Here is a 14,689-nt window from a genome sequence, read left to right on the forward strand (position 1 = left end):
AAGCCCCTCACGCCCTAAAGTTCGCGCCGAACGTCCATGCTGGAAACGATCCATCCGGCTCAAGTACTGACGACGAGACAGCAAGGCCAAGGGAAAGCACCGCTTCCCATGGCCTTTTTGCTTTCGGCGACATGCCTTGGGAAGTAGGCGAACCAAAGTGGGGATACGGAGGACGTTCAGGAGGGTGTGTCATCAATGAAATCACGAGTGCGCCGGAGCCTGCTTTTGCGCAGGGCAAGGCGCGAGGCCCGCGGTTTGGTTGTTCCAAATAAGGGACGAGCAACGCAGCCCTGCGCAAAAGCAGGCCCGGCCCTTCGGGTTGTGCCTGAGCGCGCGCCATGCTGCGTTGCAGGCCTTGCGAAGGGAATGACCATTAGCGGCGGCCTGCGCCTTGCCTGGCACGCGCTCAGGCGCAACGCACTCGCGATTTCATTGATGACACACCCTCGCACCCATTGATTAATCTAGTTTGCCAGTAGGAGTTCCCAGCATGTCGATCAACGTCGAAGACTATTTCGCGCGCGATACCTTTCAGAAAATGAAGGCTTTCGCCGACAAACAAGAAACCCCGTTCGTGGTTATCGACACCGCGATGATCAGCCAGGCCTATGACGACCTGCGCGCCGGTTTCGAATTCGCCAAGGTCTACTACGCCGTCAAGGCCAACCCGGCCGTCGAAATCATCGACCTGCTCAAAGAGAAAGGCTCGAACTTCGACATCGCCTCGATCTACGAGCTCGATAAAGTGATGAACCAGGGCGTCGGCCCGGATCGCATCAGCTACGGCAACACCATCAAGAAATCCAAGGACATCCGCTACTTCTACGAGAAGGGCGTGCGTCTGTATGCCACCGACTCCGAAGCCGACCTGCGCAACATCGCCAAGGCTGCACCGGGTTCGAAAGTCTACGTGCGCATCCTCACCGAAGGCTCGACCACTGCCGATTGGCCTTTGTCGCGCAAATTCGGCTGCCAGACCGACATGGCCATGGACCTGCTGATCCTCGCTCGCGACCTGGGCCTGGTGCCTTACGGCATCTCGTTCCACGTCGGCTCGCAACAGCGCGACATCAGCGTCTGGGACGCAGCGATCGCCAAGGTCAAAGTGATCTTCGAGCGCCTGAAAGAAGAAGACGGCATCCACCTGAAGCTGATCAACATGGGCGGCGGCTTCCCGGCCAACTACATCACCCGCACCAACAGCCTGGAAACCTACGCTGAAGAAATCATCCGTTTCCTCAAGGAAGACTTCGGCGACGACCTGCCGGAAATCATCCTGGAACCGGGCCGTTCGTTGATCGCCAACGCCGGCATCCTGGTCAGTGAAGTGGTGTTGGTCGCACGCAAATCCCGCACCGCCGTCGAGCGCTGGGTGTACACGGATGTGGGCAAGTTCTCCGGCCTGATCGAAACCATGGACGAAGCCATCAAGTTCCCGATCTGGACCGAAAAGAAAGGCGAAGTGGAAGAAGTGGTTATCGCCGGCCCGACCTGCGACAGCGCCGACATCATGTACGAGAACTACAAGTACGGTTTGCCGCTGAACCTGGCGATCGGTGATCGTTTGTACTGGCTGTCGACCGGTGCGTACACCACCAGCTACAGCGCCGTCGAGTTCAATGGCTTCCCGCCGCTGAAGTCGTTCTACGTGTAATACCGCTTGCTGTAACAACAGAAGGTCCATGACATGTCATGGACCTTTTTTTATGCCCGGGACCAGTACCGCATTTGTTCAGCCATCGACTTGACCTCTTCCAGCACATGCTCGACCTGCGCCAGAGCGCAGTTCAATTGCGAGAGTTTAATAGTCGGCCTGACGTTACGTAATTCAAGCTCAGCTACCGTCAGAAAGTGCTGCATTGCATAGAGGAAGTCGCTCAGATTGTGAATCGCCGAGCAGGCCTCTGTCTTGATCGCGAACAGTTCACGCAGATGCTCGTTCGCCCGCGCCTGACGCGCCTGTGCAGAATCGCCTGGACTGGCAGCGCCACTCAGCCCGGGCAGGCCTGATCCGCCATCCACGTACCAGGCTTCAAGTCGGGAATAGCGCGAGTGGCACTCACAGGATTTCAACGTCAACGACCGGAAAAACCGCTCGAACACGTTCTGGATATCATTGTGCAATTCCTGCGGCACAGCCTTGAAGTCCAACAGTGCAGACTTGGTACGACCCAGGCGCAGAGAAAGCTCGAAAGCCAGGCCGTCGACATCACTGGGAGGAAACCAGATCCACCACTGCGATCGGGACAGGCTGAATAATTTGTAGTTCACGGAGCTGATACTGAAAGAGCGGCCTTGCTTGTGCGACAGTTTGGCCAGTATTTGGCACTCCACGGTAAACACCTCGATGGAGTGCAAGTTCTCATCACACACCTTACCCAGCGCCGAAATATCAGCCTCAAGCCGTTCCAGATAACCGGTACTGAATGAAGCCAGCACTTTAAGACGCTCGGCGTCAGGTCCTGTCGTCGGCACATGTCCCTGACGCTGCAAGTTGTCCGAATGGCTTTTCAGTTGATCCAGCGTGGCGGGAAGTGCGCGGAGGAAATCGAAGTATTTTTTCAACGCAACGAAATGCGTCTTCGCAAGCAAAAACTCATACATGGCAAATAACCTGATGACACTGACGAAGGCCAGCGTGGAGAGCTGTCACTGATCACTATCAGGCAAGGGTCGCCATGCTCGATGAAAGCCACCCCTGCCATCAGTGAATGCTGGCGTTACGGCCGTGAAATTGGCGTCAGGAAGCCAATGAACTGGCTCGCTTCTTTAATGGCCCTGGCACTGCGCGTCGCGACATCACCCGTCGTGTCGCCCTCCATGACCGTCAGGAATTGCTTGAATGCAGCAACAGCCAGCTTGTACTCGCCCACATAACGCTGGCGTTGGTCGTCCAGCGCATGAATCAAGTGGATAAACTCGATCTTGCCCACCGACTGATCGATATCCCGGTCTTTGAGCGCAATCTTTCGACCAAGCTCATTGACCTTGTCCTGAAGCTTGTTGCTTTCATGGATCATGTTGATGAAGGTGATGCCTGCGTTGATATCGGCCATGGCTTTCTTCAGTTCATCGATCGCAAACATCACGATCTGAGCTTGCGGCGGCGCCATGCCCAGCTCTTTGAGCTTGTCGATGGTCAAGGCAATGTCTTTGCCAATTTTCTCGATACCGGCTTTTTCGATTGCGCTGATTGCCTCGGACAAAACCTTGAGCTCACGTTGAAGCTTGACCTGAGTCTCGCTCAACGCTTGTTTGGACTCTTTGGCATCGAGTTGGTCTTTTTCCAGGCCAGCGATGTAACCCAATGTGGTACGTCGGTCATACCCGTCGCTGATGTTGGCCAGGCGAATACTCACTTTGCTCGCCTCGCTGCGCGTGATGGCGAGCATTTTTTTCAATGCCGCAATGAGATCCTCTTCAATCTCGTCGAACTCCTCGGAACCCTCAACGGCACCGGTCAATTCCTTTTCAAGCGCCACTAACTTACGAACCTTGGACTCCAGGTCCATCTTGCTGTTGAGGCTCGATTCACGCAGATCCCGGGCTGCGGCACCGACATCGCCGAGCAATCTTTGAAAGCGATCGAATACTCCCGGCAAGTAATTGAGCCGGATAAAAAGGGCTTCGGCCGCGACAGCATCGTCACGCATCGCGTGATGGCTGTCCTTCAGAACCTGAAGATTCGGCTCCGGGTAGTTCTGCTTGATGGAAAAAGTTGTCATTCTGGGTACCGCCCTTCCTTGGTCCTGGTTGTATTCCCGATCCGCTTCCTTGAACACTTCGATCAAGAGGTCCGCATCATTGTGGATTTGCACCCAAGGGCCGACGACCTCTCGGAACGACGACATGAAGCGCCTCAAAGTCAGCGCATCGGTGATGCCCAACATGGCGGTCGACGATTCATCGACGTACCGATGCATCACATTCCAGACGTGTATGAGATTCTGCGTGGCCAGATCAGCATCAATGGCGATGACGGTCAGGTTTTGCAGATCCTGTTCGACACGCTTTAACGAACCGAGGGTCTGGTTCATGTTTCTCAGGACTTCAATGTCTTTGTCCTGCGCCGCGTTCAGTTCCTTGCGTACGGCTCGTACCGCCTCCGCTTCGACACCGTAGTAAATAGCCATTCCCAAGCCGAAAAGATTCAACCCGGCTGCCGAGCCCAGCGCCTTGTCGACCAACGCCTGGTATTGGGTATTCTTTTCCAGAATCTCTTCGGCACGACGGGCGATGACTTCATCGAGTTTCTTGACTTCCGCTGGATAGGAATTGGTTTGAATCAATGCCACGCGCAACTTGATACCTGGAAGCACTTTTTCACGCAGGTCATAACCAAACTTGTCCAGATCGGTTTTTATACCCCGGACACTCACCAGATTGGATGCAACCCTGTCGAATATTTTACCCAGGTAAAACTTCATGTCCGGAATCGTATCCGCATCAAGTTCTATACCGGGAAATTTATCGCCCAGTTCAAGTTGCAACTTTTTCAGTTGCTCCAGTGTTTTGACATTGTACTTTTCAAGCAATGGACCGGACTTCAGATCAAGGTAGACCTCTTCCATGTCTTCGCCGTAGCGCTGCATGCTTGCGCCAAACAGCTTCAGTTCGGTCCCGGTGATCATGATGCGTTCGCGTAGCGGTGACCAGCGCCTGGCATGATCACGAGTCTCGGCAAACGTCTTCAGAAAATCGGCGGCCCTAAGCCCGGCACCGCCATCCTGGCCTGCACCGAAGCGCAGATAGTCGGTGACATCCTTCAATGTATACGGAAGGGCCAAGCCTGCGGCTTCATACTTGCGCAGATCAATGATCTGTTTTTTTGTCAGTAACAAACCGGCTTCACGCGTCACATTGTCCGCATCCGCGCTGGACGCATCGGACAGGATCTTTGGAACTTCGGTTGCAAACTCGGTAATTTTCTCGTAGTTCGCCCCCCGTAAAGAGTTCTCCCACAATGTGTCATTGCTCATAACTACTCCATTAACTATAGGCATGAATATATTTAGATAACTTAAAGCAGATCGTAACAGGGCACTGTCAAATCCAATTTAACTGCGCCGAACAAAAGACTAATCCACTTATAAAAGTGCTGTCAAAGAAACCCTGAGGGGCATATATAAGAAAAGAATACAAACCTGCAAAACAACCCACTTCATGTTTATATGAAGCGTCTTTCAGGTTCGACCGAACAGTGTTTGTTCGTGATGGGCAAACTCCTCAGCCAAACACTTGAGCGCAGGGTCGGACGCTTCGCGCAAGCGTTGGACACTGACCCGCAGGAACCGCTGATTGCCGTTGACCATCGCCTGGCGCAACCAGGCCATTCCTTCGTCAAGCCTGCCCTGCTCCACCAAAACCGCGCCATGACTGAACTGCCCGCGAAAATCCCCGGCATCGGCCGAACGTCGATACCACTCGCGTGCGCCTTGCAGATCCGCGGGGCAAATCCGTCCTTCCTCCAGGTAACGCCCAAGCAGGTTCATCGACTTCGCATGGCCCAGCTCCGCAGCGCAGCGATAAAAACTCAGCGCTTGCGGCTGATCTTCGGTCACCCCGCGCCCGGTCGCCAGCAGGTTGGCGTAGTTGTACATCGCCCAATCCAGTCCGGCTTCAGCGCCGACGCGATAATGCTGCGCTGCAACCGAAGCATCTGCCGCACAACCCCAGCCATGTTCATGACAGCGACCGAGCATGTTGCGCGCCATCAGGTGCCCGCGCTGAGCGGCTATCTCGAACCAGCGCAGCGCCAGCGGTTGATCCAGCGCGATGCCCTGTCCGTCCAGCAGAATCTGGCCGAGCAAGGCTTGCGCGTCGAGCACGCCTTCGCGGGCAGCGATCAGGATCGCCTGAGCAGCACGCGCAGGACTTTCCTCAAGCATGGCTTTGAGGTGATCGCCGTCGAGCACTTCCTCGCGGCGCAGTTGAAAACTCATACCTCGACCCAGCGACGCAACAGGTTGTGATACGTGCCGGTCAGGCGGATCAGTGAAGGGTGGTCGGGCATGTCCTGCGTCAGTTGCTGGATCGCTCCGTCCATCTCGAACAGCAAGGCGCGCTGGCTGTCTTCGCGGACCAGGCTTTGGGTCCAGAAGAATGAGGCGAACCGTGTACCACGGGTGACGGCATTGACCTTGTGCAGGCTGGTGCCGGGGTACAAGACCATGTCGCCGGCCGGCAACTTCACGCGCTGGGTGCCGTAGGTGTCCTGGATTTCCAGTTCGCCGCCGTCGTAGTCCTCCGGCTCACTGAAGAACAGGGTCGACGACAAATCCGTGCGCACACGCTCGATGCTGCCTTTGGGCTGGCGCACGGCGTTGTCGATATGAAAATCGAAACTGCCGCCCGCTGTGTAACAGTTCAGCAACGGAGGAAAGACCTTGTGCGGTAACGCCGCTGACATGAACTGCGGATTTTTCCACAACCGTTCCAGCATCGCCGCGCCGACTTCCTTGGCCAGTGGATGACCTTCCGGCAGTTGCAGGTTGTGTTTGGCCTTGGCCGACTGGTAGCCGGCGGTGATCTTGCCGTCGGCCCAATCCGCCTGTTCCAGAGCCTCGCGGATGCGCTGCACTTCTTCTTTAGTGAACAAGCCGGGAATGTGCAGCAGCATGAGGACCACCTGAAGGCAAAGGGGCGTCAATGGTATTGATTCTTATTGACGCTGTAAAACCCCCATGACGAATGAAACAGCAAAAACCGTAAGGGTAAATTGTAAAGAATGTAAATTCAGTGCGAATAGAAACGTTTCGCAATTGATACATAGACGCGTCTACCCTATATTCCGCGGCCTCAAATCCTTGGGGAGGGGAATTCACATGTCACGCCAACAACCACAATTACCTGTCAATTCACCGCGTTTGCTCGCTTCTGCGATTGGCGTGGCAATCACCGCCGGCTCTGCGGGGCATATGGTTTTCGCGGCCGAAAAGACCGAAAAAGCGCCGAACAATGCGATTTCCCTGGACGCCACTGCCATCACCGGCGAAACACAGGACGATACCTCCTACAAGACCGATACCTCGGCCAACAAGAAATACACCGCACCGCTGCGTGAAACGCCGAAAAGTGTCACCGTGATTCCGCAGCAGGTGATCCGCGACACAGGCGCTACCAGCCTGGTCGACGCCTTGCGCACGACACCCGGCATCACCTTCGGTGCTGGCGAAGGCGGTAACCCGGCGGGCGACCGTCCGATCATTCGTGGCTTCAGCGCTGAAAGCGACACGTTCGTCGACGGCATGCGCGACCCGGCGTCCCAGAGCCGCGAAATCTTCAACGTTGAATCGATCGAAGTCAGCAAAGGTCCGGGGTCGGCCTACACCGGCGCCGGCTCCACCGGTGGCAGCCTGAACCTGGTGAGCAAGACCGCCAAACTGGGCAGTTTCTACAATGGCGGCTTCACCTGGGGCTCGGATCAGACCAAGCGCACCACACTCGACCTGAACCAGCAGATGACCGACACCTCGGCCTTCCGCCTGAACCTGATGAAACACGAAGCCAATGTCGCCGGCCGTGACACCGTGGACGTCAGCCGCTGGGGTGTCGCGCCGACGTTCGCCTTCGGCCTGGGCACCGATACCCGCATGACCCTCGGTTACTACCACGTTGAAACCGACGACATGCCGGACTACGGCATTCCGCTGACCCTGAACCCGGCCCGCAGCAAGTACAACGTCGACAAACCAGTGCATGTCGACCGCGACAACTTCTACGGCGTCACCAGCCGCGACTTCCGCGAGACCACCAATGACAGCGGCACCTTCAAGATCGAGCACGATCTGAATGAAGACCTGACCGTGTCCAACAGCTTCCGCATGTCCCGTTCGACGCTGGACTACATCGTCACCAACCCGGACGACAGCAAGGGCAACGTCGCCAAGGGCAGTGTGTACCGTGGCGCCAAGAGCCGTAATTCGACGTCCAGCGGCTGGATCAACCAGACCGACCTGAGCGCCAAGTTCGACACTGGCACCATCGCACACAGCCTGGTCACCGGTATTGAGTTCTCTTATCAAGACACCCACAACCGCCCTTACATCCTGACTTCGGCCGCCAGCGGCACGACGTGCAACACTGCACTCTTCCGCTCCGGCGACTGCACCAGCCTGTACAACCCGACGCCTGGGGATACCTGGAACGGCAAGATCACCGACAGCGCCGCGTTCACCGACACCGACACCAAAACCGCCGCGGCCTACGTGTTCGACACGCTGAAGTTCAACGATCAATGGTCCCTGAACCTGGGCCTGCGTTATGACAACTACCAGGTCGAATCCAGCGGCCACGCCAACGCTAGCAGCACAGCGCCGGCGAACGACTTCTCCCGCGAGAACACCAGCGACCTGGTCAACTACCAGATCGGCGTGGTCTACAACCCGTTGCCTAACGGCAGCATCTACGCGGCCTACTCCACCTCCAGCAACCCGTCCGGTGAAACCAGCGGCAACGGTGGCCTGGATCTGGCGGCGAACAACACCGATCTGGACCCGGAAAAGAACCGCAACTACGAGATCGGCACCAAGTGGGACTTCTTCGGTGACGACCTGTCGCTGACCGCTGCACTGTTCCGCACCGAGAAAACCAACGCACGCATGAACGATCCGGATGGTGCCACCTCGCAAGTGCTGGATGGCGAGCAAACCGTCAACGGCCTCGAGCTGACGTACACCGGTAAGCTGACCCGCAACTGGAGAGTCTTCGGCGGCTACACCTACATGGAAAGCGAAGTGGTCAAAACCACCCTCGCCGCCGATGAAGGCAACCACATGCCGAGCACCCCGCGGAACAACTTCACCCTGTGGTCGACTTACGACGTGGTGCCGGACAAGCTTACCGTGGGTGCGGGAGCCACTTTTGTTGACTCGCAGTTCGGCAACATCGCCAACTCGGTGGAGATCCCGTCCTACTGGCGTTACGACGCGATGGCCAGCTACCGCCTGACCAAAAACGTCGATCTGCAACTCAACGTGCAGAACCTGACCGACAAGCGTTACTTCGACCAGATACTGCAGACCCACTACGCCCACGTAGCGGCCGGCCGTACCGCCCTGCTGAGCGCCAACTTCCACTTTTGACCACACCACAACCCTGTAGGAGCAAAGCTTGCTCGCGAAGACGTCGGCATAGACAGCATTTATGTTGCCTGACACACCGTCATCGCCAGCAAGCTGTGCTCCTACAGGTGTGCAGATGAAGGCTGGAATCAGGGAAAGGCCCCGTTCACGCAATTGAACGGGGCTTTTGTGCGTAAAAAAGAATGCTTCTCGACAGCCCACGGCATAATGCGCGCCGTGATGACAATTTCGAACGAACAAGGCGAGTGACGTGTTGAAGAAAACCCTGTTCCAGTTGCACTGGTTTTTCGGTATCAGTGCCGGGCTGGTCCTGGCCCTCATGGGCATCACCGGGGCGATAGTGTCGTTTGAGGATGAAATCCTGCGCGCACTCAACCCGTCGGTGTTGCAGGTCGAGAAACAGGTCGCCGGCGTGCTGCCGCCCGCTGAGCTGGTGGAAAAAATCGAGGGTGCATCGGGCAAGAAAGTCTCGATGCTCTGGGTCGACACCGACAGCGGTAACGCCGCACGGGTGAACTTCACCCCGCCACCGGGTGAGCGTCGCGGGGAGATGCGCTACTTCGATCCGTACACCGCCGAGTTCATGGGCGACGCCACCGGCCAGGGTTTCTTCGACCTGATGCTGAAACTGCACCGCTTCCTCGCCATGGGCGATACCGGTCGGCAGATCACCGGCGCGTGCACACTGATTCTGCTGTTCTTCTGCCTGTCCGGCCTGTACCTGCGCTGGCCGCGTCAATGGAAAAGCTGGCGCGCCTGGCTGACCCTCGACTGGAAGAAAACAGGCCGCAGCTTCAACTGGGATTTGCACTCGGTGGCCGGCACCTGGTGCCTGGTGTTTTATCTGTTGGCAGCGCTGACCGGGTTGTCCTGGTCCTATGAGTGGTACAACAAGGGCCTGACCCGATTGCTGTCCGATGCGCCGCAGAATGAACGCGTTCGCAATCGTGGCCCGGCACCGGAAGGCCCGGCACCGACGGCCGATTACGCATCGATGTGGAGCAGCATTTACAGCGCTGCCGGCCCGGCATTGAGTGCGTACAACATTCGTATGCCGCCTGTGGCCGGGCAACCCGCGACGGTGTTCTACCTGTTGAACACCTCGCCCCACGACCGCGCGCTGAACCAGATCACCCTCGATCCGGCCACCGGCGTCGTCAAACGCCATGACCGCTACAGCGACAAAAGCTTCAAGGCGCAACTGCTGACGAGCATCTACGCGCTGCACGTCGGCAGTTACTTCGGGATTGTCGGGCGGATCGTCCTGACGCTCAGCGCGCTGACCATGCCGCTGTTTTTTGTCACGGGCTGGTTGCTGTACCTCGATCGTCGACGCAAGAAAAAGCAGATCAAGGACGCCCGCAAAGGCCTCGAACAACCGGACAGCGATGCTCCGGCGTGGCTGATCGGCTTCGCCAGCCAAAGCGGGTTTGCCGAACAACTGGCGTGGCAGACCGCCGGCCAACTGCAAGCAGCAGGCCTGCCGGTAAAGGTTCAGCCACTGGCCAGCGTCAGCGAGCATGACCTGCGGAACTCCGGCAATGCGCTGTTCGTCGTCAGCACCTTCGGCGACGGCGAAGCGCCGGACAGCGCCCGTGGTTTCGAACGCAAAGTGCTGGGCCGGGCATTGAGCCTGGAGAGCCTGAATTATGCGGTGCTTGGATTGGGTGACCGGCAGTATCAACACTTCTGCGGTTTCGCCCGACGCTTGCATGCCTGGCTCGGCGAGCACGGCGGCAAGCATTTGTTCGCGCCAGTGGAAGTCGACTGCGGCGACCCTTACGCCTTGCGTCACTGGCAGCAGCAACTTGGTCTGCTGACCGGACAAGCCCCCGTGGACACCTGGCAAGCGCCAAGCTACGACAACTGGACGCTGAGCCGCCGCGACGTGATGAACCCGGACAGCAGCGGCTCGCCGGTGTATCTGCTGGGCCTCAGCGCGCCGACCACCAGCAGTTGGCTGGCCGGTGATCTGGTGGAAGTGTTGCCGCGTAACTGCCCATGGGCAATCGAGCATTTCCTCGATGGCCTCGGGATCGACGGGCGCGCCTCGGTGATACTCGATGGCCTGTCGCAAGCGCTGGAACAAGCACTCGCGACTCGACAATTGCCCGAGAACCGTACGCACCTTGTCGGCTTGCACGCGCAAGCACTGGTGGATGCTTTGGTGCCGCTGGCCATGCGCGAATACTCCATCGCCTCGATTGCCGCCGACGGTGTGCTGGAACTGATCGTGCGCCAGGAACTGCACCCCGACGGCAGCCTGGGTATCGGCTCCGGATGGCTGACCGAACACGCCCCGGTGGGCAGCACCATCAGCCTGCGGGTGCGCCGCAACAGCGGTTTCCATCTGCCGGTCGAACCGCTGCCGATGATCCTGCTGGGCAACGGCACCGGCCTGGCCGGGCTGCGCAGTTTGCTCAAGGCGCGGATCGCCGATGGGCAGCAACGTCACTGGCTGTTGTTTGGCGAACGCAATCGCGAGCACGACTACCTGTGCCGCGACGAACTTGAAGACTGGTTGATTTCAGGGGATATCGAGCGTCTGGACCTGGCGTTTTCGCGGGATCAGGCCGAGAAGATCTACGTGCAGGATCGCCTGCGTGAATCCGCCGGTTTGCTCAAGCAATGGCTGGATGACGGTGCCGTCATTTACATCTGCGGCAGCTTGCAGGGAATGGCTTCGGGGGTGGATCAGGTGCTCAACGAAGTGCTCGGGGTTGAAGCAGTCGAAAGCTTGATCGAGCAAGGCCGCTACCGCCGCGACGTTTATTGACCCCCTCCCCCCTGTAGGAGCCAGCTTGCTGGCGATGGCGATATCAAAACCGCCATCGCCAGCAAGCTGGCTCCTACAGGTCATTGTGGCTGCAACTTCTGCTCAAACACACTGACCCCATCCAGATCCCGCAACACCACACTCATCTCCCCCGTCGCCCCCTCAATATTCACCTCGCCAAAAAACTGAAACCCGGCAAACGGCGACATGTTCTGCGCCGACGGTGCTTTCTCGAACACAACCTCTGGCCCGAAGGTTTTATCCAGCGGATTAGGCCCGAAGCTCCCCGCGTTCAACGGTCCGGCAACAAACTCCCAGAACGGTTCGAAATCCTGGAACGCGGCACGATCCGGATGGTAGTGATGCGCCGCGCAGTAATGCACATCCGCCGTCAGAAACACGAAATTGCGCACCTGTTGCGCCCGCAGAAAACCAAGCAGTTCGGCGATTTCCAGCTCACGCCCCTGGGCCGCGCCCGGATCACCGTTGGCCACCGCTTCCCAGCGCGCCACGCCGGGGCTGACTTCGCCGTCAGGCACACCGAGGCCGATCGGCATATCGGCGGCAATGACTTTCCACTGGGCGCTGGAGGCTTTCAATTCACGCTTGAGCCAGTCCAGCTGTTCACGCCCGAGAAAGGGTTTGGCTGCACCGAGGTTGTCATCATTGGCCTCGCGATAGCTGCGCATGTCGAGCACAAAAACATCGAGCATCGGCCCATAACCGATCTTGCGATAGATCCGCCCGCCGTTATCCGCGCTCTGCAACCGCATAGGTGCATATTCCAGCCACGCCTGACGTGCGCGGCCTACCAGGCTGTGGATATCCTTGCTCTGGTAACGCTCATCCAGTTGCTTACCCGGCGACCAGTTATTAACCACTTCGTGGTCGTCCCACTGCCAGATCTGCGGCACTTCGGCGTTGAAGCGACGGACGTTTTCGTCCATCAGGTTGTAGCGGTAATTGCCGCGATACTCGTCGAGGGTTTCGGCGACTTTGCTCTTGGCGTCGCTGGTGATGTTGCGCCACACGCGACCACTTTCAGTCACAAGTTGTGCCGGCACCGGGCCGTCGGCGTAGATGGTGTCGCCGCTGTGGATAAAGAAGTCCGGCAGGCGCAAACGCATGGCTTCGTAGATGCGCATGCCACCGATGTCCGGGTTGATGCCGTAGCCCTGGCCAACGGTATCGCCGCTCCAGACGAAACGGATGTCGCGCAGGGTTTGCGGCACGCTGCGCAAGTGGCCAAACCAGGGTTCGCTGGTGACACCGCTCTGGGCGTCTTCGAAATGCACGCGATAGAAAATCGCCTGGTCGGCGGGCAGACCGGTGAGCTCGACCCGCGCGGTGAAATCGCTACGGGCATCAGCCAGCGGCGAAACAAAACGCCGAGGGTTGGTGAACAGACTGCGGGTGTCCCATTCCACCACCATCCGCGCCGCACGATCGCTGCGGCTCCAGACCATCGCCCGGTCGCCCAGCACGTCGCCGGACTGCACGCCATCGGTGAGTTGCGGCCGATCCTTGACCGAGGCAATCACCGCCGGCGCAAGACCAGGAAGCAGAATCCCGGCGCCGACTGCTTGCATGACACGACGGCGACCGAGGTTGAATTCGCTCATGGTGTTCTCCCTGAAAAAGGAAAAACTAAAACATGGCCGTGTGAACCGGGCATGACACAAAACCTGCCAACGTCGCAGATCCCCTGTGGGAGCGGGCTTGCCCTCGACTACGGGTTAACCGTCACCATTTTCGTTGAATCTTAAACCGTCATCGCGAGCAGGCTCGCTCCCACAGTGACCGCGTCCGTCCGGGCAACTCGGTCACCTGTGGGAGCGAGCCTGCTCGCGATGAACGATAACGCGGTCTTACCGACTCGCCCCCATCTGCAACACCATGAAATAGGAAATTTCAGCGCCGCTTTTAGGAAACGTCCTAACGCCTACGCCTGAGCGTCCCGGATAGGGTTGAGGCAAACCCGGCTACACGCCGGGATTGTCCAAGGACGAAAAAGAAGCGCTGATGAAAAAGCTCGGTTTCCCGGAATCCCCGGACTATCTGCCCGCCCCAAGACAACTCCCCACGACGGAGGAAGTGCAAGCCTTCCAGGATGCTGGTGCAGCGGTATCCGCCAAGAACGAACGGCATGAACTGGACGCTAATGCCCGTTGGGAGGCCCGTCGAAAAACACGACAAAACGCTCTCGACACAACGTCCGATTCGCACTTCAAAGGTTGCGTGTTCGCCAAAAGCTGCAACCTCCCGGACGGTGTCATCAATCACAACAACCACGCCGGTTATGTCCCCGTCGAGAAACTGGCTGACTACGGGTTGTGGGCTGTACTGGGCACCGGCGCGGCGATTACCGCCGAAGGCACACCGCTGAAATGGGTGGCCGGCTCGTCGACGGGCAACGCCTTGGCCCAACGTCTCGGTGGTTCGCTCGCCCTATCGCTGACGGGTTCAGTGGTGGCGACCGGGGCAGCCGTCGGGACAGTGGCGCTGCTAATGCCCAACACCCGCCTTTCGCCCGACAGCGCCTTCTACAAAAACGAACAGTACGCGGCACTGGAGGCGGGACGCACCCGTGTACGCGTCAACGTAAAGGTCTTGCCGGACAACGCCATCAGCGCTTACGGCTTCTACACCGGCGGAAAAAAAGACTGGGAGTTTGTCCCCGTCATCAAGGCCCGAAAGGACGGCGAGCAGTTCATCGCCGACCTCGGCAACGGCATCGGCCTGACCTGGACGCCAGCCGCCAATCCTGACGACGCCCCAACTGTCCCCGCCCTGGAAGGTGCCCCGCCACTACCGACGATATGGGTGTACC

Annotated in this window: 9 protein-coding genes; 4 read left to right on the forward strand and 5 right to left on the reverse strand. The window is 58.3% G+C overall.

The features are described 5' to 3' along the window. Positions 1–490: 490 nt before the first annotated feature. Entirely contained in the window at positions 491–1,654 is a 1,164-nt protein-coding gene (locus KGB25_RS08910; RefSeq protein WP_008024420.1) for a type III PLP-dependent enzyme, read from the forward strand. Positions 1,655–1,704: 50 nt separating this feature from the next. Here the strand turns inward: KGB25_RS08910 and KGB25_RS08915 are convergent, their stop codons facing one another. The 4 genes from KGB25_RS08915 to KGB25_RS08930 form a co-directional block, all read right to left on the reverse strand. Beyond that, positions 1,705–2,604: a hypothetical protein gene (locus tag KGB25_RS08915; protein ID WP_008036259.1), complete on the reverse strand. Its 900-nt coding sequence runs from the start codon at positions 2,602–2,604 to the stop codon at positions 1,705–1,707. Positions 2,605–2,720: 116 nt separating this feature from the next. After that, the gene (locus KGB25_RS08920; protein WP_223434793.1) at positions 2,721–4,979 is read right to left on the reverse strand and encodes an alpha-xenorhabdolysin family binary toxin subunit A; all 2,259 of its coding nucleotides are present in this window, start codon (positions 4,977–4,979) and stop codon (positions 2,721–2,723) included. Between the two features lie 204 nt (positions 4,980–5,183). Beyond that, entirely contained in the window at positions 5,184–5,942 is a 759-nt protein-coding gene (locus tag KGB25_RS08925) for a tetratricopeptide repeat protein (protein ID WP_223434794.1), read from the reverse strand. Further along, positions 5,939–6,619 (reverse strand): Fe2+-dependent dioxygenase, encoded by a 681-nt coding sequence (locus KGB25_RS08930; protein WP_008036255.1) that lies wholly within the window; start codon positions 6,617–6,619, stop codon positions 5,939–5,941. The genes KGB25_RS08925 and KGB25_RS08930 overlap by 4 nt, the downstream gene beginning before the upstream one ends. A gap of 205 nt (positions 6,620–6,824) precedes the next feature. Here KGB25_RS08930 and KGB25_RS08935 point away from each other — a divergent pair, with 205 nt between their 5' ends. Together KGB25_RS08935 and KGB25_RS08940 are read left to right on the forward strand one after the other, a co-directional pair. Beyond that, a complete protein-coding gene (locus KGB25_RS08935; protein ID WP_008036253.1) occupies positions 6,825–9,083 on the forward strand; it encodes a TonB-dependent receptor in 2,259 nt (752 codons plus the stop codon). 250 nt (positions 9,084–9,333) lie between these two features. Further along, a complete protein-coding gene (locus KGB25_RS08940) occupies positions 9,334–11,859 on the forward strand; it encodes a PepSY domain-containing protein (RefSeq protein WP_223434795.1) in 2,526 nt (841 codons plus the stop codon). A gap of 80 nt (positions 11,860–11,939) precedes the next feature. On the opposite strand, the gene KGB25_RS08945 is transcribed toward KGB25_RS08940, so the two are convergent. Then, complete coding sequence (locus KGB25_RS08945; RefSeq protein WP_223434796.1) at positions 11,940–13,481, reverse strand: alkaline phosphatase D family protein; 1,542 nt, start codon at positions 13,479–13,481, stop codon at positions 11,940–11,942. Between the two features lie 400 nt (positions 13,482–13,881). Here KGB25_RS08945 and KGB25_RS08950 point away from each other — a divergent pair. Continuing rightward, positions 13,882–14,689, forward strand: an 808-nt coding sequence (locus KGB25_RS08950; RefSeq protein ID WP_223434797.1) for an S-type pyocin domain-containing protein, incomplete at its 3' end; no start/stop codon positions are given.

The organism is Pseudomonas sp. BF-RE-21 (assembly GCF_019947305.1).
GTDB classification, from domain to species: Bacteria; Pseudomonadota; Gammaproteobacteria; order Pseudomonadales; family Pseudomonadaceae; genus Aquipseudomonas; species Aquipseudomonas migulae.